21 protein-coding genes and 1 riboswitch are annotated in these 24,117 nt (G+C 63.1%); of the genes, 11 read left to right on the forward strand and 10 right to left on the reverse strand.

Going from position 1 to position 24,117, the window contains the following annotated elements:
- Positions 1–18: 18 nt before the first annotated feature.
- Positions 19–1,374 (reverse strand): glutamine synthetase family protein, encoded by a 1,356-nt coding sequence (locus NKH57_RS10685; protein ID WP_352944044.1) that lies wholly within the window; start codon positions 1,372–1,374, stop codon positions 19–21.
- Positions 1,375–1,969: 595 nt separating this feature from the next.
- Entirely contained in the window at positions 1,970–2,668 is a 699-nt protein-coding gene (locus NKH57_RS10690; protein WP_352944046.1) for a GntR family transcriptional regulator, read from the reverse strand.
- Positions 2,669–3,123: 455 nt separating this feature from the next.
- Between NKH57_RS10690 and ftsZ the strand changes: the two genes are divergently transcribed.
- The 7 genes from ftsZ to NKH57_RS10725 all read left to right on the forward strand — a co-directional run bounded on the left by ftsZ (position 3,124) and on the right by NKH57_RS10725 (position 11,036).
- Positions 3,124–4,158: a cell division protein FtsZ gene (ftsZ, locus tag NKH57_RS10695; RefSeq protein WP_023758975.1), complete on the forward strand. Its 1,035-nt coding sequence runs from the start codon at positions 3,124–3,126 to the stop codon at positions 4,156–4,158.
- Positions 4,159–4,547: 389 nt separating this feature from the next.
- On the forward strand, positions 4,548–5,591 hold the full coding sequence (locus NKH57_RS10700) for a substrate-binding domain-containing protein (RefSeq protein WP_352600535.1): 1,044 nt from the start codon (positions 4,548–4,550) through the stop codon (positions 5,589–5,591).
- Between the two features lie 39 nt (positions 5,592–5,630).
- Positions 5,631–6,899 carry an ABC transporter substrate-binding protein gene (locus tag NKH57_RS10705; protein ID WP_352600533.1) on the forward strand — a complete coding sequence of 423 codons (1,269 nt, stop codon included), beginning with the start codon at positions 5,631–5,633 and terminating at the stop codon, positions 6,897–6,899.
- 88 nt (positions 6,900–6,987) lie between these two features.
- Positions 6,988–7,833: a carbohydrate ABC transporter permease gene (locus NKH57_RS10710; protein WP_352600531.1), complete on the forward strand. Its 846-nt coding sequence runs from the start codon at positions 6,988–6,990 to the stop codon at positions 7,831–7,833.
- Positions 7,830–8,675: a carbohydrate ABC transporter permease gene (locus tag NKH57_RS10715; protein ID WP_352600529.1), complete on the forward strand. Its 846-nt coding sequence runs from the start codon at positions 7,830–7,832 to the stop codon at positions 8,673–8,675. Before NKH57_RS10710 ends, NKH57_RS10715 begins: the two co-directional genes overlap by 4 nt.
- A 21-nt stretch (positions 8,676–8,696) precedes the next feature.
- Positions 8,697–9,737, forward strand: a complete 1,041-nt coding sequence (locus NKH57_RS10720) for an ABC transporter ATP-binding protein (protein ID WP_352600527.1) — start codon at positions 8,697–8,699, stop codon at positions 9,735–9,737.
- Between the two features lie 21 nt (positions 9,738–9,758).
- A complete protein-coding gene (locus NKH57_RS10725; RefSeq protein ID WP_352944050.1) occupies positions 9,759–11,036 on the forward strand; it encodes an amylo-alpha-1,6-glucosidase in 1,278 nt (425 codons plus the stop codon).
- A gap of 186 nt (positions 11,037–11,222) precedes the next feature.
- Here NKH57_RS10725 and fba read toward each other — a convergent pair whose 3' ends face one another.
- The 3 genes from fba to NKH57_RS10740 form a co-directional block, all read right to left on the reverse strand.
- Complete coding sequence (fba, locus tag NKH57_RS10730; RefSeq protein ID WP_352944052.1) at positions 11,223–12,287, reverse strand: class II fructose-bisphosphate aldolase; 1,065 nt, start codon at positions 12,285–12,287, stop codon at positions 11,223–11,225.
- 158 nt (positions 12,288–12,445) lie between these two features.
- Complete coding sequence (locus NKH57_RS10735; RefSeq protein ID WP_352487136.1) at positions 12,446–12,919, reverse strand: 6,7-dimethyl-8-ribityllumazine synthase; 474 nt, start codon at positions 12,917–12,919, stop codon at positions 12,446–12,448.
- Between the two features lie 77 nt (positions 12,920–12,996).
- A riboswitch (FMN riboswitch) is annotated at positions 12,997–13,142 on the reverse strand.
- Between the two features lie 69 nt (positions 13,143–13,211).
- Positions 13,212–14,390: an MFS transporter gene (locus NKH57_RS10740; protein ID WP_352944054.1), complete on the reverse strand. Its 1,179-nt coding sequence runs from the start codon at positions 14,388–14,390 to the stop codon at positions 13,212–13,214.
- A 48-nt stretch (positions 14,391–14,438) separates the two neighbouring features.
- Between NKH57_RS10740 and NKH57_RS10745 the strand changes: the two genes are divergently transcribed.
- Complete coding sequence (locus tag NKH57_RS10745) at positions 14,439–14,978, forward strand: Lrp/AsnC family transcriptional regulator (RefSeq protein WP_352944056.1); 540 nt, start codon at positions 14,439–14,441, stop codon at positions 14,976–14,978.
- Positions 14,979–14,996: 18 nt separating this feature from the next.
- On the opposite strand, the gene mtnA is transcribed toward NKH57_RS10745, so the two are convergent.
- Together mtnA and mtnK are read right to left on the reverse strand one after the other, a co-directional pair.
- Positions 14,997–16,091: an S-methyl-5-thioribose-1-phosphate isomerase gene (gene mtnA / locus NKH57_RS10750; RefSeq protein WP_352944058.1), complete on the reverse strand. Its 1,095-nt coding sequence runs from the start codon at positions 16,089–16,091 to the stop codon at positions 14,997–14,999.
- Positions 16,088–17,362, reverse strand: coding sequence for an S-methyl-5-thioribose kinase (mtnK, locus tag NKH57_RS10755; protein WP_352944060.1), 1,275 nt, complete (start codon positions 17,360–17,362; stop codon positions 16,088–16,090). Before mtnK ends, mtnA begins: the two co-directional genes overlap by 4 nt.
- A gap of 135 nt (positions 17,363–17,497) precedes the next feature.
- Between mtnK and NKH57_RS10760 the strand changes: the two genes are divergently transcribed.
- The 3 genes from NKH57_RS10760 (at position 17,498) to NKH57_RS10770 (ending at position 21,189) form a co-directional block, all read left to right on the forward strand.
- Entirely contained in the window at positions 17,498–19,009 is a 1,512-nt protein-coding gene (locus NKH57_RS10760; RefSeq protein WP_352944062.1) for a sugar ABC transporter ATP-binding protein, read from the forward strand.
- Between the two features lie 82 nt (positions 19,010–19,091).
- Positions 19,092–20,087 carry an ABC transporter permease gene (locus tag NKH57_RS10765; RefSeq protein WP_352944064.1) on the forward strand — a complete coding sequence of 332 codons (996 nt, stop codon included), beginning with the start codon at positions 19,092–19,094 and terminating at the stop codon, positions 20,085–20,087.
- 49 nt (positions 20,088–20,136) lie between these two features.
- Complete coding sequence (locus tag NKH57_RS10770; RefSeq protein ID WP_352600511.1) at positions 20,137–21,189, forward strand: substrate-binding domain-containing protein; 1,053 nt, start codon at positions 20,137–20,139, stop codon at positions 21,187–21,189.
- A gap of 241 nt (positions 21,190–21,430) precedes the next feature.
- Here NKH57_RS10770 and NKH57_RS10780 read toward each other — a convergent pair whose 3' ends face one another.
- The 3 genes from NKH57_RS10780 to NKH57_RS10790 all read right to left on the reverse strand — a co-directional run bounded on the left by NKH57_RS10780 (position 21,431) and on the right by NKH57_RS10790 (position 24,092).
- The gene (locus NKH57_RS10780) at positions 21,431–21,703 is read right to left on the reverse strand and encodes a type II toxin-antitoxin system YafQ family toxin (protein ID WP_352944066.1); all 273 of its coding nucleotides are present in this window, start codon (positions 21,701–21,703) and stop codon (positions 21,431–21,433) included.
- 1 nt (position 21,704) lies between these two features.
- A complete protein-coding gene (locus NKH57_RS10785; protein WP_352729236.1) occupies positions 21,705–21,962 on the reverse strand; it encodes a type II toxin-antitoxin system RelB/DinJ family antitoxin in 258 nt (85 codons plus the stop codon).
- 75 nt (positions 21,963–22,037) lie between these two features.
- Complete coding sequence (locus tag NKH57_RS10790; protein WP_352944090.1) at positions 22,038–24,092, reverse strand: bifunctional aldolase/short-chain dehydrogenase; 2,055 nt, start codon at positions 24,090–24,092, stop codon at positions 22,038–22,040.
- Positions 24,093–24,117: the final 25 nt, after the last annotated feature.

Genomic DNA, 24,117 nt, shown 5'->3' on the forward strand with positions numbered 1-24,117 from the left:
GCCTTGGTCAGTCTGGCCTCAAACGCTCTCGAGGTATGTCTCGATCTCGAAATCGCTGACATTCAGCGCGAACGTGTTCAGCTCCTGGCGTTTGCAGGCAACGAAGGAGTCGCGCAGGATCGCCGGAAAGATCTCCGCCACATGCGTGCCGCTTTCAAAGGCGGCGATCGCAGAAGCCCAGTCCGGTGGCAGCTTTGCCGGCGGAAGTCCCTGGCCATCGCTACCCGTTGGATCGCCAGGCGACAACTGTCTTTCAATGCCAATCAGTGCTGCGCCCAGTATGGCGGCAAGCACCAGGTAGGGATTGGCGTCCGCTCCCGAAACGCGATGCTCGATACGGCGCGCACCGCTCGGTCCGCCGGGAATGCGGATCGCCACCATGCGGTTCTCGTAACCCCAGGCGACGGCGGTCGGCGCGTAGGATCGTGGGCGTAGCCTGCGGTACGAATTGAAGTGCGGGGCGAACACCAGCGTGCTCTCGGCCATCGCCGCAAGCAGGCCGCCGACCGCATGGCGCATGATCGACGAACCCTGATCGGTGCCGTCGTCGAACACGTTGCGCCCTTCTCCGTCGACCAGGCTGAAATGGACATGAAAGCCGTTGCCGGCCCGGTCGCCATAGGGCTTGGCCATGAAGCAAGCGGCAAAGCCGTGCTTGCGGGCAATGCCCTTCACCGTGCGCTTGAACAGCACCGCATCGTCGGCAGCCCGCAAGGCGTCCGCGACATGGTTCAGGTTGATCTCGAACTGACCGACACCGTTTTCGGCGATGGCCGTGTCGACGGGAATGCCTTGCGTCCGGCAGGCCTCGTAGACGTCATGGATGAAGGATTCGAAATCGTCGATCTCGTCGATCGACAGCGCCGCGTCGGAATCGAGACGGCGCCCGGTTACCGGCGAGACAGGTCCGACCGGCCGCTGCGATTGCGGATCGACGAGGTAGAATTCGAGTTCCGTTGCCGCGACCGGGGTCAGGCCCAAGGCCTTGTAGCGATCGAGGATGCGGGCCAGCGCCCGTCGTGGATCGCCGAGATAGGGCGCGCCGCTTTCGTCCGCGAGCCAGAGCGGGATGAGCGCCGTCGGGTGCGCCGTCCAGGCGACCGGCAGAATGCCGCGCCCCGTCCATTGGCACAATCCATCGGCATCGCCCGTCGAGAATACCAGGGTGTTGCCTTCGATGTCCTCGCCCCAGATATCAAGCCCGATCAGCGAATAAGGCATGCGTAGCTTGCCTTCCAGCGCCTTCCTTGCCTGCTCGACCGGAATGCGCTTGCCACGCATGATACCGTTGAGGTCGCACACCGCCGCCCTCAGGCTCTGGATGTCGGTTCTGCTGTCAAGCCAGTTCAAAACGTCCGCAATTGCATCGCTCAATTTCTGACCTCTGGTTTTGGAAGGCGCCGCAGCCTGCTCGGCTGCACTGTCCCTGGTAAATAGCTTGTGAGTTTTCGGGAAGCACATCCGGCTAATGCCAGATATTTTCCTTATTTTTTCAATTCACTAGCTGGGATGTCGGGAGGCATTTCAAAACCAATTGCGCGATCTGCGATCGCAACATAGAGGCAACGGGACGGAAAGCCAAGTGGCATCCAGGCTGTGATGTCGGCCCCCCAGCTCCTGGGCCGATGCCTGCTTCTTCGGCGAGAAAGTCTTGACGGTGACGAACCGCATGCCTTCGATTGGCGGAAACGTCGGTAAATTCGTCATCCACGGGCGGAGCAAGGAGCGTAGCGACGCGGCGCAGACCCGACGATCCATGCCGCGATGTCCGAGCGTTGCTGCGTTGCAGAATTCTGCTCCGTTGCATTCTTCAACCAAGGTCGCGGCATGGATCCCAGGGTCTCCGCGACGGAGCTTCGCTCCTGCTTCGCCCAGGGATGACGACGTTGGGGAGGCTTCAGCCAATCGCGAAGGTTTTGCGACAGTCCGCTGAAAGGAACGATAGGCGGCGCCTTTCGGGTGATCCATTCTAACCTCTAGCGTCCGGAAATCTGGCCTGCTGAAGGATGTGCGCGGCGCCTTCTTCGATGTCGCGCACGATGGCCATGCGCGCTCGATCCCCAACCTGGGCTTCGATCGCCGCGACGACTTCCTCGTGATAGTCGATGTCGAGAATCGAGGCGAGGTTATCCTCGAACCCCATGGCAAGGTTCCTGAGAAACGGGCCGACCTGCATCCACACGGTCTCGATCAGGAAGATCATCTGCTCGTTGCCGCAATGGCGATAGATCGAGAATTTGAACTCGTGGTTCTTGCGCAGGTAGTCGTCGATATCGCCCCTGCGGGCCGCCAGGGTCAGGTCAGTGCAGTGGCGTCGGATCGTCCGCAGATTGTTGCCGTTGATGCGTTTTGTCGCCATCTCGGTCGCCGAGCCTTCGAGGATCGTGCGCACGGCGGTCAACTGCGAAAACCGCTCGGCCGAAATGACCGGCACTTCCACGCTGCCGTTCGGCAGTGGGCTGAGCGCGCGCAGTGCCTGAAGCCGCATGAAGGCGCTGCGCACCGGCATGTCGCTGGTGCCGAGCTCCTTGGCGAGCTTGCGCGAGGTCAGCTTCTGGCCCGGCGCGAACTGGCCCGACATCAGCGCCCGCACGAGTTCCAGATAGACTTTCTCATGCAGGGGAACGGTGTCGACGGCGGTCAACCCGAATTGTGTCTTGTCGGCCATTGGCGGGGGCGCTGCTTCATTCGTTCTGAAATCTACCCTGGCGAAAACAGCCGCGTATAATCCTGCCTGGCCGATCGCGGCGAGAATGCCAAGTCAGCGATTTATCGACGCATGATAGACGCTTCGATCGTCACGCGGCAAGCCAGCTCGTCACCTGCCGGCCGTTGCAGCAAACAAGCCTTTCCAGAGACGGTGCGATTCTCCCGGCGGCCATCGCAACCGCATCGGATTCGATCTGGCATATCCGCGCCGGATACTCACCTCCGCGATCCCCCTGTCCAAAACGGTCATCACAAATCTTGACCTAGCACGCACTTGCACCTCTGGCCGCTCTCTGGCTTTTTGGGGTACCCATCCGAACGGACTGATTCGCGTCGTGCCGCTCGATTGCAATGTCCCAAGGCAGTCTGGGGGTGGGCCGTGAAGCGCGCGCAATTAGCGAAGGAGAAGCAGGCATGGCCGAGTTCAAGAAGCCCGAAATCTCCGAGATGAGGCCCAAGATCACCGTTATCGGCATTGGCGGCGGCGGCGGCAACGCCGTCAACAACATGATCGCGGAGCAGCTTCAGGGCACGGAATTCATCGCCGCCAACACCGACGCCCAGGCGTTGACCATGTCGAAGGCGACGCGGCTGATCCAGCTTGGCGCTCACGTCACCGAGGGATTGGGCGCTGGCTCGCTTCCCGAGATCGGCCGTGCCGCGGCCGAGGAATCGCTCGACGAGATCATGGATCATCTGGCCGGCACGCATATGTGTTTCGTCACCGCCGGAATGGGCGGCGGCACCGGAACCGGTGCAGCTCCCATCATCGCCCAGGCGGCGCGCAAGGCCGGTATCCTGACGGTGGGTGTCGTCACCAAGCCGTTCACCTTCGAAGGCCGGCGCCGCATGCAGATGGCCGAAGAGGGCATCGAGCGGCTGCGCGAGAGCGCTGATACGGTGATCGTCATCCCGAACCAGAACCTGTTCAGGATCGCCGATGCCAAGACCACCTTCGCCGATGCATTCGTTATCGCCGACCGGGTGCTCTATGCCGGCGTCAGCTGCATCACCGATCTCATCGTCAAGGAAGGCCTGATCAATCTCGACTTCGCCGATGTCAAATCGGTGATGCGCGACATGGGCCGCGCCATGATGGGCACCGGCGAGGCTTCCGGTGAGGGCCGGGCGATGAAGGCGGCGGAAGCCGCGATCGCCAACCCCCTGCTCGACGAAGTGTCGATGAAGGGCGCCAAGGGCGTCTTGGTCTCGATATCGGGCGGCAGGGACATGACGCTGTTCGAGGTCGACGAGGCTGCCACCCGCATCCGCGAAGAGGTCTACGAGGATGCCGACATCATCGTCGGCGCGATCTTCGACAAGAGCATGGAAGGCCGCTTCAGGGTCTCGGTGGTGGCGACAGGCCTCGACCGTGCGTCTGGAGCAGAGGATGGCGATGCCGGCATCGCCCGGGACCACCTCGGCCAGAGCGCGCGGACGCTTCAGTAGGGTCTGGCCGACCCGGATGCGGAGCGCTAGCCTCCAATGTCGTCATCCCTGGGCGGAGCAGCCGCGAAGCGGCGTCGCGGAGACCCTGGGATCCATGCCGCGACCTTAATCGTAGAGTGCAGCGGAGCAGAGTTCTGCACCGCGGCAGCGCCTGGAAGTCGCGGCATGGCAACAACACACAGGATCCTGGGGTCTGCGCCGCGTCGCTTCGCTCCTAGCTCCGCCCCAGGATGACGATTGACGGGTGTTCCCGCAATCTTCTGGGCACGCCCAAACCCACCACACCGATGATCGGATCGCTTGTCAGTCCGCTTTGGATAGAAATTTAAAACGTTTGCATTTTTGCGAAAGGCAATTACAAACGTTTCAAACTTGTTCGAGGGAGAAGGATGACGACCCGCGTCATCACGCTCAAGGAGCTTGCCGCAGGCCTCGACCTGTCGATCACGACGGTGTCGCGGGCGCTTGCCGGCCATGAACAGATCGCGCTGAAGACGCGTGAACGTGTCGCGCACGCGGCACGTCAGGCGGGCTACGTGCCCAACACCGCGGCGCGCACGCTTGTCTCCGGCCGCAGTGGCTTCGTCGGCCTCGTGTTGCCGATCCGCGGACCGAACCTTGTCGATTCCTTCCTTGGCGAATTCGTCACCGGGCTCGGCGAAGGGCTGGTATCGCACGGCGCCGACCTGATCCTGGCCACGGCCGCCTTCGGCCATTCGGAATTGTCGGTGCTGCGCCATGTGGTCGAATCCGGACGCGCCGACGGCGTCGTCGTCACGCGTATCGCCGCGGTCGACGAGCGGCTCGCCTATCTGCGCGACCGCGGATTTCCGTTCGTTGCCCATGGCCGTTTGCTCGACAGCGACTTCGGCTACAACTGGCTCGATACTGACGGTGCTCATGCCTTCGGCGAAGCCTTCGACATGCTTTACGATCTCGGCCACCGCCATTTCGGCCTGGTGACGATATCCGAGCCGATGACGTTCCGGCATCTCAGACAAGACGGCTTTGCCGCGGCCATGGCCCGTAGGGGCGATCCGTCGGTGCGGCTCGACGTGGTGACGGCGCCGCGCTTTGACCGTGAGGCCCGTGTCGATGCCGTCAACCGCATTCTGCAGCGGCCTGACAGGCCGACGGCCATTGTCGCTCTGTTCGACGAACTGGCTTTGACCGTGATGGAGGAGGCCGCCCGCGCAGGCCTCAGCGTGCCGCGCGACCTCTCCGTCATCGGTTTCGACAACATCGCTGCTTCGGCCTACGCGCCGCCGGGCCTGACCACATTCGATGCCTCGATCCGTCAATGCGCGCGCGAGATCGCCGACATGCTGCTCACCATCATCGCCGACAAGCCCGCCGCACCGTTGACGCGGCTGATCCGGCCGACGCTGGTTGCGCGCGCAAGCCATGGACCCGCACCGCAGATGAGAAGCTGACGCCGCCGTGACGGCGCATATCCAGGGAGGAAGACCGTGATGAAAGCATTGAAGACACTGCTCGGCGCCGCGCTGGCGTTATCGATCGCCTCAGGCGGCGCGCAGGCCCAGCAGGTGCTGTTCTGGTCGACGCAGGCGCGCCCCGTCGAGGAAACCCAAAAGATGCGCGACGAGGTGCTGAAGGGTTTTGACGGTGCGGTCGACTATCAGGTCGCCGAGACCGGCCCCTGGCTCACCCGCTTGCAGGCCGAACTGCAGGCCGGCACCGGCACTATCGGCGTGCTGGGTGGCCTGCATGGTGATTTCTCCAATGTCGGCGCGAACTTTGTCGATCTGTCCGGCGTCGATGTCGGCGGCGTCAAGCTCAACGAAGCTTACAAGAAGCTTGGCATGCTCGGCACCGGCGAGCAGAAATACCTGCCATGGATGCAGGCCACCTATTTGATGGCGGCCAACAAGCAGGCCTTGCAATATCTGCCGCAAGGCGTCGATCTCAACACCATCACCTATGACCAGCTGATCGAATGGTCGAAGAACATTGCCGAGAAAACCGGCTCGCCGAAATTCGGCTTTCCCGCCGGTCCAAAAGGGCTCAAGCACCGCTTCTTCGAGGGGTTCCTCTACCCGTCCTACACCGGCTCGATGGTGACCAAGTTCCGTTCACCGGAAGCCGAGATCGCCTGGAACAAGTTCAAGGAATTGTGGCAATACACCAACCCGAACTCGACCAACTATGCCTTCATGCAGGAGCCGCTTTTGACCGGCGATGTCTGGGTGGCGTTCGACCATGTCGCGCGGCTTGCCGACGCCTTCAACAAGAAGCCGGATGAGTTTGTTGCCTTTCCGGCGCCGGCCGGCCCCGCCGGTCGCGGATTCATGCCTGTCGTGGCCGGTGTCGCCATCCCGAAGACCTCGCCCGACATCGACAAGGCCAAGGCGCTGGTCGCCTACATGCTGAAGCCGGAAACCCAGATCGCGACGCTGAAAGCCACGAATTTCTTCCCGGTCGTCGACGTCAAGCTGCCTGACGACATGCCGGCTTCGGTCAAGGCCTTCGGTCCGGCGATCACCACCATGACCGGGGCTCCCGATGCCCTGCCGGCACTGCTGCCGATGGGGCTCGGCGATCTCGATGGCAAGTTCAACCAGGTCTACACCGACAGCTTCGAGCGCATCGTGCTCGGCGGCGAGGACGTGCATGGCGTGCTTGGCGAAGAGGCCACGGTGCTCAAGGGCCTGATCGACCAGGCCAAGGCGCCGTGCTGGGCACCTGACAAGCCATCCACCGGCGCTTGCCCCGTCGACTAAATCCTCCCGAGGGGGGGCCGGGTGTTTGTTGCACTCGGGGCGCCCAGACCCGCACCCACATGGCCGCAGCATCGCAAAGGACACCACCATGCACGGCAAGGCTCTGCCCTATCTGCTGCTGATGCCGGCGACCTTGTTCCTCTGCATCTTCTTCCTTTACCCCTTCGCGCTGGTCGCTTTCGAGGCGGTGACCCGGGACGGCGCCTTCACCCTCGACAATTTTCGCACCATGGCCGACAGCTGGAAATTCCCCGTCACGGTCCGCAACACGCTGCTGCTCGCGGCGATCGTCGTGCCGATCCAGCTCGCCATGGCGTTGCTGATGGCAAGCGTGGTGGCGCGGCTGGAGACCGGACGAAGCGCGGCGCTCTATGTGTTCGCCATTCCGCTCGGCATTTCCGACCTCGCCGCGGGCCTGATCTGGCTCGCTATCTTCGACCAGTCCGGCTTCCTCAACACGCTGCTCTCCAACCTTGGCGTCGTCGACAAGCCGATCATGTTTCTCGGCTATCAGAGCAAACTGACCATCTTCATCGCCGTAGCGCTGGCCGAGATCTGGCGTGCCACCGCGATCATGATGGTCATCCTGGTCGCCGGCATGGGCCTGATCCCCAAGGAATATTACGAGGCGGCGGAGGTGTTTGGGGCCAGCCCATGGCAGCGCTTTGTGCGCATCACGCTGCCATTGCTGCGCCCCAGCCTGCAGACGGCGATCATCCTGCGGGTGATTCTTGCCTTCGAGGTCTTTGCCGTCGTCGCAGCGCTTGGCGGCACGAACCTGCCGGTGCTGATGGGCGAGACCTACAATTGGCAATTCACGCTGCAGGACCGCAATGTCGCCGCCGCTTCGGCGCTGCTCATCCTCGCCATCTCGATAGGCTTCACGTTGTTCTTCCTCAGGGTGCTGCGTGTACCCAAGGAGGCGCGCATATGAGCGTAGTCACTGAAGTGCCGGCTGCCGTCACCGCCGACGCACGTAAGGCCGGCGACTGGCTGCTGATCGCCACCGCCATCCTGCTTTGCGTCTGGGTGCTGCTGCCGATCTACCTCTTGATCGTCAACGCGCTGTCGTCGCCGGATGAGGTCACGGCCTTCCCCAAGCGTTTCTTTCCGTCCTTTGATCCCGGCAGCCTGTCCTTCTTCATCAATTTCGCCGGTGTCGCCAGGGCGTTGTGGAACTCGGTCCTCGTCGCCACCCTGACGATGATCCTGTCCATCGGCTTCGGCGCTCCGGCCGGCTACGCGCTGTCGCGCTTCGACTTTCCCGGCAAGGAGACCTTCCGTTTCCTGGTGCTGATGACGCGCGCCTTCCCGTTGCCGCTGCTGGCATTGCCGCTGGCGGTGATGTTCATCCGCACCGGCCTCGACGACACCGCCATTGGGCTGGCGCTGGTCCACACCACGCTGGCGCTGCCCTTCGCCGTGCTGATCACCTTCTCGCTGTTTTCTGGCATTCCCGTCGAACTCGAAGAGGCGGCCTGGACGCTCGGCTGCACAAGGCTGCAGGCCTTTCGCAAGGTGATCTTGCCGCTGGCGTTGCCCGGTATCGCCGCCTCGGCGGTGTTTGCGTTCACCATCTCCTGGAACGAGGTGTTTGCCGCCGCCGTGCTCACCATCGAGAACCGCACGCTGACCGCCTTCCTGCTGCAAAGCCTCGGTGAATCGCCGCTCTATCTCAAATTCGCCGGCGGTGCGGCACTGGTCGTGCCGGCGCTGATCTTCATCTTCGCCGTTCGAAAATACCTGTTTGCCATGTGGGGGATCGCCAACCGATGACGCGAGACACGGAGACCGCACATGGCTGAAATCGCGATCAAGGGTGTGGCCAAGCGCTTCGGCGGCTTCACCGCCCTGCATCAGGTCGACCTCACCATATCAGATCAGGAGTTCATGGTGCTGCTCGGCGCCTCTGGCTGCGGCAAGACCACGCTGCTGCGCATCGTCGCCGGGCTGGAAACACCAAGCCAGGGCGAGGTCTGGATCGGCGGCCGCCGCGTCGACCATCTGCCGCCGCGCGACCGCGGCATCGCCATGGTGTTCCAGAATTATGCCGTCTTCCCGCACCTGACCGTGTTCGAGAACATTGCCTTCGGCCTGCGCATGAAGAAATTGCCGCAGGCCGACGTCAATCGCCGCGTCACCCGCACCGCCGAGCTTATGCATATCGAGCAATTGCTGAAACGCTATTCGGGCCAGCTGTCCGGCGGCCAGCGCCAGCGTGTCGCCGTCGCCCGCGCGCTCGCCATGGAGCCCGACGTCATCCTGATGGACGAGCCGCTGTCGAACCTCGACGCGCTGCTGCGGCTGGAGATGCGTGCCGAGCTCAAGGGTGTGCTCGCCGCCTCGAAGACCACCACCATCTATGTCACCCACGACCAGGTCGAGGCGATGAGCCTCGCCGACCGCATCGCCGTCATGCATCAGGGCCGCATCGTCCAGGCCGCGTCGCCGGTCGAGGTCTATCGCAATCCGGCCGCGCGTTTCGTCGGCTCCTTCATCGGCAATCCGCCGATGAATTTTATTCCAGCAACCAAGGCCGCGAATGGCAGCTGGACCGTTGCCGGACTGACGCTGCCCGGCCCCAAATCGGACAAGCAGAACATAGACTTCGCCATCCGCCCCGAAGACGTGGGTGACGGCAGCGAGGGCCTGCATGCCACCGTGCGCGTCATAGAGCCGCTCGGACCACACACGCTGGTCACCTGCGATGTCGAGGGCGGCCTGTTCCGTGCCATCCTGGACTCGAATGCCGGCGTCCAGGTCGGCGATCACCTGCGGCTCGCGCCCAAACCCGACCGCATCCGCTGGTTCGATCCCGAAACCACCAATGCCCTTTGATGCCGAAAGCTCCGAACGCTCATGACTGCTTCCGCCGCCAGTGACATCATCGCCCGCGCCGTCGAGGTGCTGAAAGAGAACGACAAGGGCGCCTACACCATCCCGACGAGAGGGCTTTATCCGTTCCAGTGGAACTGGGATTCCTGCCTCACAGCGCTCGGTCTTGCTCATTATGACGAGGCCCGCGCCTGGACCGAGATCGAGACCTTGTTCGCACACCAATGGCCGGACGGCATGGTGCCGCACATCGTCTTCCATGTCTGGAGCGACGGCTATTTTCCCGGGCCGGAAGTCTGGCGCACCGGCCGCCCGACGGCCACCTCCGGAATCACCCAGCCGGCTGTTGCAGGTTTTGCCATACGCCGCCTGTTCGACCGGGCCAAGGACAAGAAATTGGCTGCGGAGCGGGCCCGCGCGTTGCTGCCGAAGATCGATGCCTGGCACCGCTGGTTCTACGAAAATCGCGACCCCGCGGGCGAGGGGCTGGTCGCCATCATCCACCCGTGGGAGTCCGGCCGCGACAACTCGATCGACTGGGACGAGGCCTTCGAGCGTGTGCCGACCGAGGGCGTCGAGCCCTACATGCGCCGCGACATCCTGCATGCCGATCCGGCGCACCGCCCGACGCAAGGCCAGTATGACCGCTACATTTGGCTGTTGCAGCACTTTCGCGGGCTTGGCTGGGACAACACCAAATTGCATGACGCCTCGCCATTCCAAGTCGTCGATCCCGGCTTCAACGCCATTTTGGTCCGCTCCTGCGCCGATCTCGCCAATCTGGCACAATTGCTGGGCGAAACCGGGATCGCCAGCGCCAATCGTGCCCGCGCTCGAAAGGGCCTGGATGCGATGGAGCGGCTGTGGAGCGATGCGCACGGCCAGTATCTCTGCCTTGACCGCGTCACCGGCAGACTGATCGACAGCGCCTCCGTCGGCGGCATCCTGCCGGCCTTCGCGGCCGTCCCCGAGGCTCGCACCGCTGCGCTGGCCGCAACCGTCGAACGCCTTGCCGCCAAGGCACGCTACATCGTCCCGTCGCATGATCCAAACGATCCACGTTTCGACGCCAAGCGCTACTGGCGCGGCCCGGTCTGGCTGGTGGTCAACTACATGATATCAGACGGCCTCGCCGCCGCCGGCCACAACGACGCGGCACGGCGCATCACGCAATCCAGCCTGGACTTGATCCGGGAAAGTGGCTTTGCCGAATATTACGACCCGCTCACCGGCGAGCCGCTCGGCGGCGGCCGCTTCACCTGGACGGCGGCAATGGTGATCGAGTTTTTGAGGGGGGCGTAGGGGCAGCACCGCCCTCTCTTTCCCTTCTCCCCTTGTGGGAGAAGGTGGCCGAGCGAAGCTCGGTCGGATGAGGGGTGCTCCAGAAGACACCGCCGCCTCACTCCGCTGGACCTCAACCGTCTCGGCGCTGCGCGCCGATCCACCTTCTCCCACAACAAGGGGAGAAGGGAGAACCGCCAAGGCAGGCTATCCGAACTTCGGATCGAGACTGCCCGACTTGTAACGCTTGGCCATTTCCGCGACTGGCAGCGGCTTGATCTTCTGTGCGTTGCCGGCGGTGCCGAACTGTTCGAAGCGCTCCTTGCAGAGCTTGCGCATGGCCGCCATGGCCGGCGTCAGATATTTGCGCGGATCGAATTCGCTCGGGTTCTCGGTCAGCACCTTGCGGATCGCGCCGGTCAGCGCCATGCGGTTGTCGGTGTCGATGTTGATCTTGCGCACGCCGTGCTTGATGCCGCGCTGGATCTCCTCGACCGGGACGCCCCAGGTCGGCTTCATCTGGCCGCCATATTTGTTGATGATCTCCTGCAGATCCTCCGGCACCGAGGACGAGCCGTGCATCACCAGATGCATGTTCGGAAGGCGGCGGTGGATATCCTCGATGACGTTCATGGCCAGCACCGCGCCGTCAGGCTTGCGCGAGAACTTGTAGGCGCCGTGGCTCGTGCCCATGGCAACCGCCAGCGCATCGACATGGGTGTCCCTAGCGAACTCCACAGCCTGTTCAGGATCGGTCAAAAGCTGGTCGTGGCTGATCGCGCCTTCGATGCCGTGGCCGTCTTCCTGCTCACCGCCGCCGCTCTCCAGCGATCCGAGCACGCCGATCTCGCCTTCGACGGATACGCCGCCCCAATGCGCCATGTCGACGACGCGCTTGGTGATGCCGGAATTGTAGGCGTAGTCGGCAGGCGTCTTGCCGTCTTCCTTCAGCGATCCGTCCATCATGACCGAGGTGAAGCCGTACTGGATCGCGGTGACGCAGGTGGCTTCGTTGTTGCCATGGTCGAGATGCATGCAGACCGGAATGTCGGGATGGATTTCGACCAGCGCGTCGATCAGCTTGGCCAGCACCACGTCATTGGCATAGGCCCGCGCGCCGCGGCTTGCCTGCAGGATGACTGGCGATTTGGTCTCCTCGGCGGCCTCCATGATGGCGAGGCCCTGTTCCATATTGTTCATGTTGAAGGCGGGCACGCCGTAGCCGTATTCGGCGGCGTGGTCGAGCAATTGTCTCAGTGTTATGCGAGCCACCCAATAGTCTCCCGTATCTGGTTTCAAGCGCAACGTCGCGGGCCGACCGGTAGCCGGCCGGCCCTTGATGCTTCTGGCCGGATTTCAGCGGAACCGCAACCTTCACGGGTCTTCTTGATCGCAATTCTTGTTGCAGGGCTGAAATCCGGGCTCTTTGGTCAGGCCGCGATCAATTCCCGCGCCGCCAGGAGTTGCACGCAGGCATTGGCGGCTTCCTTGCCCTTGACGGCGAAGTGCTCGAAGAAGAAGCGGTGATGCTCGGCGCTGTCATGGTAGTTGTGCGGGGTCAGCACCGCCGACAGCACTGGCACGCCGGTCGACAGCTGCACGTTCATCATGCCGTCGATCACCGCGCTGGCGACGAACTCGTGCCGGTAAATGCCGCCATTGACGACGAAGGCGGTGCCGAGGATCGCGGCATAGCGGCCGGTTTGGGCCAGGGTCTTGGCGTGCAGCGGAATTTCATAGGCGCCCGGCACGTCGAAGACATCGACGGCGAAGCGGTTCTCCCCAAGCGCGGAAAGCTCCGCTTCGAAGGCCTGCACACATTGGTCGACGATGTCGGCATGCCAGCGCGCCCTGATAACGGCGACGCGGGTCGTTTCATAGTCTTTATGGGAATGCTGATTCATGGGTCCATCCTTCCGTTTCGAACCAGAATCAGGACGCACGATACGGATTAAGCCCGCGAAAAGCGGGCCGGCTTCCGTTTCGTTCTCTTCCATCCGGACTGTAACCGTCGGCTCCGGATTCACACCGGATCTGCTGACCCCTCCGACCATCGGAGGGCGCTCGCGGGCTCAGGCCGAAACCTTTACCGCCGGTGGGGACTTTCACCCCGCCCTGAGAACTTTAACGGCTTTGTATGGAAGGGCAGGGGTGCCGCTGTCAACCGGACGAAGAGCCGATGACCAATACAGTCTGTCAAATGGATCGGCGCCACGCCGCCGCCGACGCCGCAACCAGCATCAGCACTGCTGCGACCGCCGCGCATGTCGCAAAACCAAAGCTGGAATAAAGCGGCCCGAAGCTGGTGGTGCCGACGAAGACCGCAAGATAGGTTACCGCGCTGTTCAAGCCCATGATCGTGCCGCGGCGCGACGGATCGAGTGCTGACAGACGCATCACCAAGACGTTGAGGCCGAAATGATTGGCCAGTCCCCAAACGGCCACCATGGTCAAGGTCAGCCCGAAACTGCCGCTCGTCGCGGCCATTGCGACATAGACGACGGCGACCAGAAGGTAGGCGAATGGCATGACGCGTCGTGCACCCAGCCGATCGATGACGCCGTCGAGGAGAGCAGCGGTGCCGAACCCGATCCCATAGGCGAGTGCGGCGAGCCCATTGGCGCTGACCGGCTCTCCCAGCCCAACGTGAAGGTGGTCGCCGAGATAGCCATAGACACCATAGAAGGCGGTCATGAACGCGGCGCAGGCAATGAGAAGCGGGACGATGCCGGGAATGCCGAGCGCGTCCAGCGGGGTCGGTGCCGGACCGCTTTTCCTGACATCGTTTAGCGAGGAGAGTGAGAGGCCGGCCAGTGCAAGCACTGCCAGCAGAGCGACTGCTGCGAAGACGGCGCGCCAATGCACGAGATCGGCCAACACCGCCGACAGCGAGACGCCGGCCACCATGCTGAGCGTCCATCCGGTCAGCACGACGCCGATCGTGCCGCTCTCCCTGCCCGGTGGAGCGATGGCCGCCGCACTGGCATAGATCGCCGGCATGGCGATGCCTGCAGCGATGCCCGCCAGCAACTGTGCCGCGACCAGCATGACCACTGTGGGCGCCATTGCACTTGCTACCAGCGCTATCGCCAGCAACAGCAATGCGCCCTGCAGCATCCGGCGCGCGCCGAGGCGGTCGATGTAGCGGGCCAGGAACAGGGCGCTTGCGGAGGTGCCGAGGCCGAACGCGGCCGCCGCGATCATCACGGTCGGCACGCTGGTACCGAACGAGGAGGCCACGGCCGGTGCGATCGGACCCAGCACAAGCGAATTCGAGCCGATGACCGCGATGCATCCGGTCAGCAGGTAAGCCAGCGCCGGGATCGGCGCGCGAGCGCTTGGCGCCAGAGATGCAACTTGATCTGCGTTCGACATATCGTCATGATCGCCGTATTTTATTCAGCTGCAATCGGGAAATTCGTCATGGATGAAGAAACAGATGGTATTCCGCAGAACAAGGCTGCGACCCGCGACCTCGACGCGATAGACCGAAGAATATTAGGCGTCCTGGTCGATGACGCCACGATCAGCTACGCCGAGCTCGGCGATCGCGTGGGCTTGTCGCCTCCTGCCGCGCACGAGCGGGTCAAACGTCTTCGGCGCAGCGGCGCCATACGCAACACTGCGGCAATCATCGATCCCCGGGCGGTGAAAAAGCCTTTGCTTGCCTTTGTCCATATCGACACCAAGGGCTGGGGAAAGACCCCGGAACTGATGGCGGTCTCGGAGTATCCGGAAGTTGAGGAGATCCATTCGGTCGCCGGTGACAGCTGCATGCTGCTCAAGGTCCGCACCGAGGACACCAGGGCACTCGAAGGACTGCTGTCCCGCCTTTACGAGACGCCTGGTGTCACCTCGACCCGCAGCTATGTGGTGCTGTCGACCTATCTTGAGCGGCCGGTGCAGCCCGGCACCACCATCGAGTGGCCAACGCCAAGGCATATGGCCAAGCCGCTGTATTGAGGGTTCGACGGTCGGCTGCTACCCGCGCTCGGGAAACAGCGCCTTCAGGCCTTCGCGCGACGCCTTGGCGACGCCACGCTCGGTGATCAGGCCGGTCACCAGCCGCGCCGGCGTCACGTCGAAGGCCGGGTTTGCCGCGGGCGTCGTCGCCGGCGAAATGCGCACCTGGGCAATCTCGCCGCTGGCGGTCTTGCCCCAGACCAGCGACACCTCGTCGGAAGAGCGCTGCTCTATGGGGATCTCGGACAGGCCGTCATGCACCGTCCAGTCGATGGTCGGCGACGGCAGCGCGACATAGAACGGTACGTCATTGTCTGCGGCGGCGAGCGCCTTCAGGTAGGTGCCGATCTTGTTGCAGACATCCCCACTGGCAGTCGTGCGGTCGGTGCCGACGATGACCATGTCGATCTCGCCACGCTGCATCAGATGGCCGCCGGCATTGTCGACGATCAGCGTGTGCGGCACGCCGTGGCCGGCCATCTCCCATGCGGTCAATTGGGCGCCCTGGTTGCGTGGCCGCGTCTCGTCGACATAGACGTGGACCGGAATGCCGGCCTCGGTGGCCAGGTAGATCGGCGCGGTGGCGGTGCCGTAGTCGACGGTGGCCAGCCAGCCGGCATTGCAATGGGTGAGGATGTTAACCGGCTCGCCCTGCTGCTTGCCCGCCGCGATCTCCTTGATGATGGCGAGACCGTTCTCGCCGATGGCCCGGTTGAGCCCGACATCCTCGTCGGCGATTTCCCTGGCCCGCCGATAGGCTGCTTCGGCGCGTTGCTCTGTTGGCAGCGGCCGCAGGAAGCGCCGCATCTCGTCCAGCGCCCAGCGCAGATTGATCGCGGTCGGGCGCGTCTCGTGCAAGGTATCCCACGTGGCGTCGAGCGCCGCATCGGACGGATCGTCCGCCATCTGCATGGCGACGCCATAGGCGGCAGTGACGCCGATCAACGGCGCGCCGCGCACCCACATGTCGCGGATGGCAATGGCGATGCCGGCGACCGTGCCGATCGTCTCGATGCGGAAATCATGCGGCAGCCAGCGCTGGTCGATGATCTCCACCGAACGCCCGTCGCCGCTCAGCCAGATGGTGCGATAATGGCGGTCGCCGACGTTCAAATGCTGCTCTCCTGTTCGATCAGCGCGGCCAGTTGGTTGACCTCGCCGATGCTATGGATATGGCGCCGGTTGACGGCGATGTGACGACCGAATTTCAGCGCCTTTGCCTCACAACTGGCGCGCAAATCCTCGTCGGCAATGGTCTCGAAGTCGGCATTGTGGGCGAGGCCGAGGATGCGCCGGTGCACCTCGATGCCGGCAAAGCCGAGCAGGTCGGTCCAGATCTGATGCAGCACATGGTCGAGCGCCTGCTCGGCGCCAAGCCTGTCGCCCTGATCCTCGAACAGACTCTTCTGATAGAGCATGCCGGTGCGTTCGGTGCGCCACAGATGCGAGAACTCGGCGCGGAACACTGACCAAGTCTCGACTGTCACCTCGAGCAGATAGGCGCGCATGGCATCGCGCTTTCCTTCCTGCTCGTGCCCGCGCTGCGAGAAGAACGACATCCAGAAATTGGCGAGCAGCATGCCGACATCGAAGGCCATCGGGCCGTAGAAGGCGAATTCCGGATCGATCATCCGGGTTTCGGTATCGGTGACCATGATCGAGCCGGAATGCAAATCGCCATGCAGCAGCGTTTCGGCATTGGCGGCAAAGATGTGCTTCAGCCGCTGCGCCTCGACCTTGAGGTCGCGGTCGGCGCGCAACTCGGCGACGATGCCATCCAGTTGCGGGCTGGTGTGCCGGTTCATCTTGGCGTCGAAATAAGGATCGGAGAACACCAGGCTCTCGGTGATGTCGCAGAGTTCGACATTGTCGGCGAACAGCGCCAGGTCGGCCTTGCGGTCCTTGGCCGCCATGTGCAGGTCGGAGCCGCGAAACAGCGTGCGGGCCATGAACAGGCCGATATCCCGGGCAATGTTCGGCAATTGCCGGCCTTCGATCAGCGCGCGGCGCAGGATGATGTGCGGCGGCGCCAGATACTCCATGATGATCAGCGCCTGGCGTTCATCGAAATAATGGATCGCCGGCACCGATCCGGGGGCACGCGCTTCTTGCCTTGTCAGCGCGTGATATTCGAAGAAGGAGCGTTTTAAGGGCAGCGGCCAGCTGTCGCCGACCAGGCGGACATAGGGCAGGGCCTGCTTGACGACCGCCGCACCGCTGGCGCCCTCGACGATGAACACCAGGTTGAGATTGCCGTCACCGACCTCGCGGACCTTCCAGGCGCCAGTGTCCTTGCCGATCTTCGCGCACAGCGCATCGTTTGTGGAAAGGCGGACTGCCAGGGTCTCGACCGACAGGGCTTCGAACGGCAAATCTTCAGTCATCGTCATCCTCCCGCATATGCGCTCCCAACATAATTGAGGCATGGCGGCTGAGCCAAGCTAGGAAGCGATCTGGCAATTGTCAATCGTGTTGACAATTGACGATGCAGCCCATAGCGTCATGTCAGGGAGGAGCGCATGGTCGGCAATGCCGTGTTCCGCATAGAGGGACTGAGGAAATCCTTTGGCCATAACGAGGTGCTTGGCGGCGTCTCGCTTGAATTGCATGCGGGCGAAGCGACCGTGCTGATGGGCGCCAACGGCGCCGGCAAATCCACCCTGGTCAAGATCATCTCCGGCGTCTATGAGCGCGGCGGCGGCACGATGGCGCTCGCCGACCAGGATTTTGCGCCGAAAACCCCGGCTGAGGCGATCCGCGCCGGCGTCGTCACCGTTCACCAGAACATCAATGACGGTGTCGTCGCCGATCTCGACGTCGCCACCAATTTGACCCTCGACAGGCTGAGCGGCAGCGGCGCGCCGACTCTGTTCAATCCGGTCCGGGTGCGCCGGGAGGCCAAGGCGGTTGCCGATCGCATGAGGCTGACCATCGATTTGAAGGCCCGCGTCAGCGATCTTTCGCTGGCCGATCGCCAGATGGTGGCGATTGCCCGCGCGCTGGCACACCAGCCGAAAGTGCTGATCCTCGACGAGCCGACCTCATCGCTCTCCAGCGCCGAAGCCGATCGCCTGTTTGCGCTGATCGACAGGCTGCGCGAGCAAGGCGTGGCGATCCTCTACATCTCGCATCGCATGTCGGATATCAGGCGGTTGGCCGACCGCATCGTCTCGATGCGCGACGGGATCATCTCAGGCATCTTCGACAAGAAGCCACTCGACTATGAAGGCGCGGTCAACGCCATGCTCGGCCGCAAGATCCATCTCGACCAGATCGTTGTCAGGAATTCGGCCAAGGCAATCCTGACGATCGAGGGCCTGCGCATCGCGCCAGGTGCCCGGCCGATCTCGCTGACGCTCGGAGACGGCGAGGTCGTTGCCATCACCGGCCTCGTCGGCGTCGGCAAGACAGCACTCGCCGAGACGCTTTTTGGCGTGCGTAGGCCGCTTTCCGGCACCATGACGATGAACGGCAAGCCTTATGCGCCGCGATCAACGGGTGAGGCGATCGCCGCCGGCGTGTTCCTCGTCGCCAAGGACCGTGGTGAGAACGGCATTGTCGGCGGCTTCAACATCCAGGAAAATATCAGCCTGCCGTTTCACAAGCGCATGTCGCGTTTCGCTGTTCTCAGGCGCCGTCTCGAACGCGCCACGGCTCGCCGGCAGATCGAGGAACTGGGCATCGTCTGCCGCTCCGAGAAGGACGACATGTCCGAGCTGTCCGGCGGCAACCAGCAGAAGGTGATGGTCGCCCGCTGGATGGCTCAGGATGCAAGACTGTTCATTCTGGACGAGCCGTTTCAGGGCGTCGACATTTCCGCGCGGCGCGACATTGCCGCCAAGTTGAGAGCGAGTGCAAACGGCCGCGCCACGTTGTTGTTCGTCACCGAACTCGACGAGGCGCTGGAGACCGCCGATCGCATCCTGGTGATGTCGGAGCAGACCATCGTCGGCGAGCATCGCAATGCCGACGTCGATCTCGATCGTCTGCTGGCCGAGGTGGCGGGCGGACCGCTGCACAGCGCCGCCTGAGGGTCACGGTGAATAGGATTGGGAATGGAGAGAGCATGGGTTCGAGTTGGGTAAAGACGACAGCGGCGCGCGGGAGCACTGAATGACCTTGCGCGACAACGCCATCCGCTACGGCTTCATCCTGCTCTTGTTCGGGCTCGTCGCCTATTTCGCCATCGCCGCCGACGGTTTTGTTTCGCCGCAAAGTGCCGTCTTCATCTTCCAATCGGTTGCCATCACCGGCGTGCTTGCACTCGGCGTCACCGCGACGCTCGTCGTCGGCGGCTTTGACCTGTCGATCGGCTCGGTCGCCACGTCGGCCATGATGGCGGCTGCCTATGTCATGGTGGTGCTGGAGCAGAACGCCTTCGTCGCGGTCGTCGTCTGCCTGCTGATCGGCGCCGTTGTCGGCCTGATCAACGGCTGGCTGATCGTCTACATGCGCGTGCCCGATCTGCTGGCGACGCTCGGCATGATGTTCCTGCTCGTCGGCCTGCAGCGCATCCCGACCGAAGGCCGCTCGATCGCCACAGGCATGACCATGCCGGACGGTTCGGTCGCCAATGGCAAATTCTCTGACGCTTTCCTCGCGCTTGGCCGCCACCGCTTCGATTTCTTCATCCCCAACCTCATCCCGGTGTCGGTGGTGGTGCTGCTCGTGCTCGCCGTGCTGATCTGGTTCTTCCTCGAATACACCCGTTTCGGCCGCATGATGTATGCGGTCGGCAGCAACGAGCGCGCCGCCGAACTCGCCGGCGCGCCTGTCAAGGCATACAAGATCTGGGCCTACGTCATTTCAGGAGTTGTTGCCTCGATCGGCGGCATATTGCTCGCCGCCCGGCTTGGACGCGGCGACATCGCCTCGGGTAATAATCTGCTGCTCGATGCCGTCGCTGCGGCGCTGATCGGCTACGCGGTGCTCGGCGCCGCCAAGCCGAACGCTTTCGGCACCGCCGTCGGCGCGCTGTTCGTCGGCATCTTGCTGCAAGGCCTGACGATGATGAACGCGCCTTACTACACGCAGGATTTCGTCAAGGGCGTGGTTCTGGTCGTCGCCCTTGTCTTCACCTTTGCACTTTCGGGCAGGGGCAGGAGGTAGTTTCGACCGGAACAGGATTTTGGATTCAACAAGAGTGGAGGAAAACAAAGTGAGCATTACAAGAAGACTTCTGGGGAAGGTGGCGCTCGGATTGGCCGGCGCAACCATGCTGATGCAGTTCCCGGCCCTGGCCGCCGACAAGCCGGCGCCTTTCGACAAGCCCGGCGTCAAGATCGCGCTGGTGCGTTATCTCTCGACCGGTGACTTCTTCCAGGCTTATCTCAGCGGCGTGGAGGCACAGTCGAAGGCGCTCGGCATCGACCTGCGCGTGCTCGACAGCCGCCAGGACGCCGCCCTTCAATCCGACATGGTCGACCAGGCCATTGCGCTCGGCGTGCAGGGCATCATCATCCAGCACGGCCTGACGGAATCGATGAAGGACGCCGCGCAGCGTGCGGTCGACGCAGGCATCAAGGTTGTGGCTTTCGACGTCAATGTCGAGAACCCCAAGATCCCGCAGGTCGAACAGTCCGACCGCGACTTGGCCCGCCTCGCGCTTGAGCAGGCGGTCAAGGACAATGGCGAGAGCTGGGATGCCGGCTATGTCTATGTCGCCGGTATCGCGCCGCTCGACCGCCGCAACGAGACCTGGGTCGACGTGAAGAAGAAGTATGCCGGCATCAAGGAAGTCGCGATGTTCGGCACGCTCGACAATCCGATCGCCAATTCCGTCGCCAACCAGGCGCGCTCGGTGCTGTCGGCCCATCCCGACATCAAGGTGATGTTCGCCCCCTATGATGAATTCGCCAAGGGCGTGAAGATCGCCGTCGACGAAGCGGGTTTGAACAAGGGCATCAAGATCTATTCGGCCGACATCTCGACCTCGGATATTTCGGCGATGCGCGAGCCCGACAGCGCCTGGGCGGCGACCGCCGCCACCAACCCGGCCGTCGTCGGCCAGGTCTCGGTGCGCGCGCTGGCGCAGCTGCTGGCCGGTGAAGACCCCGGCCACAACGTTATCGTGCCGCCGACGCTGATCACCCAGAAGGACCTCATCGACAAGGACATCAAGAACATGGAGGATCTGTCAGCCAAGCTGCCGCAGTTCGCCCATGCCGATGTCGCGATGCCAGCCTGGATGCCGAACCCGAACGCGAAGTAGGCGTCGCTATCGAAGGCCGCTTGCAGCAGCTTGTTGCAGGCGGCCTTCTTGCCGAATATTTGTAGAGCCAGTCCGCTGGTTCTGATCGAGGAAGACCTCTCCGGTGCCGTCGCCGGAACATTTTTTCGATGCCCACTGACCACCACTGGCGTCGTGGTGTTGGGCGGATCGAGTGGCCGCGTCGATGTCGGGCGCGCGCGTTTTTTTGCAAACGAGGGTGCTCTAGCAGACCGGTTTCGGGCTACTCATTGAACAGATCGGAGTGAGAGCCGGTGCGAGCAAGCTGTAATTCGTCGCTGGCCACCCGATAGATCAAGAGCCAGTCTGGTTCAATGTGCGCGTCACGATAGCCTTTCCAGTCGCCCTTCAAGGGGTGATCCTTATAACTCGCCGGCAGCTCATCTCCGGCGATCAGCCGGCCGAGCAGTTCGCGCAATTTGCCAAGGTCTTTGCCACGCTTCTCCATACGTTTCACGTCGCGACGGAATTGCCCGGAGCGAACAGGCGTCAGCACATCAGATGCCCAAATCCTTGAACAGCTCATCGGCCGAGGTGAAACGCTTGCCCTTGCCCTGTTCCAATTCGGCCATGGCCTTTCGAGTGGTTGCGTTAGGCACCTTCACCGGAAAGGGAAATTCCTTGTCGGCAGCGACGCGAACCAGAAGCAGGCGGATGGCGTCGGAAACCGACAGGCCCATTGCCGCCAGGGCTTCTGTTGCCTGATCCTTTGTCGCCGTATCGATCCGAGCGCGGACCACGGTATCAGTTGCCATGTTATAACTCCTCTGAGTGAGCTACAATGTAGCTACGGATTGCTAGCTGCGCAAGCCGGTTGATGCTCTCTCAATCTACCGCAACGCCGCCGCGATATTGCCGCCGTCGACCGTCGTCACGTCGGCGGTGGTGCGATCAGCCAGCGCATGATGGAGGAATGCCTGCGCCACGTCCTGTGCCGTCACTTCCTGGCCGAGCAGATTTCCGGACATGTAGTCCTTCTCCGACACGCCGCGCGCGCCCGATCGGCTGGCGATCATGGCGTCGGTCAATAGACCTGAGCGGATACGGTCGGCGTTGACGGCGTTGGAGCGGATGCCATGCGCGCCATAGTCGAGCGCGTATTGCCTCGACAGGAACAGGGTCGCTGCCTTCGGCACGCCATAGGCGCCGAACTTCGGCCCCGGATTGACCGCTTGCTTGGACGTGTTGAACAACAACACGCCGCCAGTGCCTTGCTCGAGCATGATGCGCACGGCGTTCTGCGCCACCGACTGATGGGCGAAGAAGTTGAGCTCGAAGCTTTTGCGCAAAAGCGCATCGTCGAGTTCGCCGATGCGGCCTTCCCAGGCAGCGCCCGCATTGGAGACTAGGATGTCGACACCGCCGAACACGGCGACCGCTCTGTCGAAAGCGGCGCGCACCTGTGCCGGGTCGGTAATGTCGGCGGCGACGCCGATCGAACTGTTGCCGGCTTTCTTCGCCGCCTCTGCGGCCCTTTCGGCGTCGAGATCGACGACAACGGCATGGGCGCCATTGTCGGCGAACAGTTTTGCTGTCGCTGCACCGATTGCGCCGGCGCCGCCGGTGATCAGCACCACTTGGCCGGTCAGCGGCTTCGGCTTGTTGGAGGCAAGCTTGGCCTGTTCGAGCGACCAGTATTCGAGCGGGAACAGGTCGGCCTTGGAGAGCGGATGGAACCGGCCGACCGCCTCGGCGCCGCGCACCGCCTCGATCCACATCTCGCCGACATCCGACGCGATCTTCGCATCCTTCAAGGTGCGGCCATGGCCGAACATGCCGAGGCCCGGCACCAGCGTCAGCCGCGGCATCTGGTCGAGCATGGTGCGCTTGACGTCGTCGAGCGCATCATTGGCTTCGAAATACGCGCGGTAATCCTTGGCGAAGGCGTCGACATGGTCCTTGATCACCGCCTTGTAGTCGCCGGCCTTGTCGGCATCGGGCGCCGGCAGCGCCATAGGTCCGGTCTTGATGCGGATCGACAGATCAGGCGTCGACACGCCGCGTCCGGCATAATCGGCAATCTCGGCCGAATTGATGAAATCGACGATTGCCGGCGAAGTGCGGAAGTCGCTGATCATGCGGTCGAAGCGGCCTTCGCCGCGAGCCACGGCAACGGCACCACGCAGCATCGGCGCGATGGACGCCGGTGTCGCGAGCTTTGCCGGCAAGGCCGCCTTTGCCACCTTGGGCTTGCCGCTTGCGGCAATATAGTCCTCGGCGACGTTCACATAGTGGATCATCCGGTCGTAGGCCTGCCTGGCATCGTCGCCGAAGGTGAAGATGCCATGCTTGTCGAGGATCAGGCCCTCGACCGTGGGGTCGGCGTCGAAGATATCGGCCGCCGCCTTGGCAAGGTCGAAGCCGGGCATGATGTAGGGCACGTAACCCATCTTGCTCCCGAAGACCGTCTTCACCAGCGGCTTGGAGTCTTCCTGGTCGACGATGGCGAGAATGGCGGTCGAGTGCGTGTGGTCGACGAATTTGTGTGGCAGGAAGGCATGCAGCAGCGTCTCGACCGAAGGGTTTGGCGACGACGGATCGATGAGGTTGACGCGCTGCAGCGCGACCATGTCCTCGTCGGCCAGTTTGTTCAGCGCGCGCGCCTTGAGCAGTGGCTTGAGCTTGACCGCCGGCAGGCCCTGCGGCTCGATGACGCCCATATCCCAGCCGCTGCCCTTGACGCACAGCACGTCCCACTCGTCGCCGACAAGATCGACGGCCGTCGTCTTGCAGGAGGTGTTGCCGCCGCCATGCAGCACCAGTCTCGGTTCACCGCCCAGCAGCCGCGTCGTGTAGACGCGCAAGGCCAGGTCGCGGCCGACGCCCTTCCTTGCATAGTCGGCAACGAGCTTTTCGGCTGCATCGTCATTCCACAGGTTCTTCATGTTCGCTTCGTCCAATTGCTGTCTT

It is taken from the genome of Mesorhizobium sp. M1050, from assembly GCF_040318715.1.
GTDB lineage: Bacteria > Pseudomonadota > Alphaproteobacteria > Rhizobiales > Rhizobiaceae > Mesorhizobium.

Coding starts and splice junctions, on each gene's coding strand:
- NKH57_RS10690 (WP_352944046.1), bottom strand. CDS start 2,668: ATGGCCGACAAGACACAATTCGGGTTGACCGCCGTCGACACCGTTCCC.
- ftsZ (WP_023758975.1), top strand. CDS start 3,124: ATGGCCGAGTTCAAGAAGCCCGAAATCTCCGAGATGAGGCCCAAGATC.
- NKH57_RS10700 (WP_352600535.1), top strand. CDS start 4,548: ATGACGACCCGCGTCATCACGCTCAAGGAGCTTGCCGCAGGCCTCGAC.
- NKH57_RS10705 (WP_352600533.1), top strand. CDS start 5,631: ATGAAAGCATTGAAGACACTGCTCGGCGCCGCGCTGGCGTTATCGATC.
- NKH57_RS10710 (WP_352600531.1), top strand. CDS start 6,988: ATGCACGGCAAGGCTCTGCCCTATCTGCTGCTGATGCCGGCGACCTTG.
- NKH57_RS10715 (WP_352600529.1), top strand. CDS start 7,830: ATGAGCGTAGTCACTGAAGTGCCGGCTGCCGTCACCGCCGACGCACGT.
- NKH57_RS10720 (WP_352600527.1), top strand. CDS start 8,697: ATGGCTGAAATCGCGATCAAGGGTGTGGCCAAGCGCTTCGGCGGCTTC.
- NKH57_RS10725 (WP_352944050.1), top strand. CDS start 9,759: ATGACTGCTTCCGCCGCCAGTGACATCATCGCCCGCGCCGTCGAGGTG.
- NKH57_RS10735 (WP_352487136.1), bottom strand. CDS start 12,919: ATGAATCAGCATTCCCATAAAGACTATGAAACGACCCGCGTCGCCGTT.
- NKH57_RS10740 (WP_352944054.1), bottom strand. CDS start 14,390: ATGTCGAACGCAGATCAAGTTGCATCTCTGGCGCCAAGCGCTCGCGCG.
- NKH57_RS10745 (WP_352944056.1), top strand. CDS start 14,439: ATGGATGAAGAAACAGATGGTATTCCGCAGAACAAGGCTGCGACCCGC.
- mtnK (WP_352944060.1), bottom strand. CDS start 17,362: ATGACTGAAGATTTGCCGTTCGAAGCCCTGTCGGTCGAGACCCTGGCA.
- NKH57_RS10760 (WP_352944062.1), top strand. CDS start 17,498: ATGGTCGGCAATGCCGTGTTCCGCATAGAGGGACTGAGGAAATCCTTT.
- NKH57_RS10765 (WP_352944064.1), top strand. CDS start 19,092: ATGACCTTGCGCGACAACGCCATCCGCTACGGCTTCATCCTGCTCTTG.
- NKH57_RS10785 (WP_352729236.1), bottom strand. CDS start 21,962: ATGGCAACTGATACCGTGGTCCGCGCTCGGATCGATACGGCGACAAAG.
- NKH57_RS10790 (WP_352944090.1), bottom strand. CDS start 24,092: ATGAAGAACCTGTGGAATGACGATGCAGCCGAAAAGCTCGTTGCCGAC.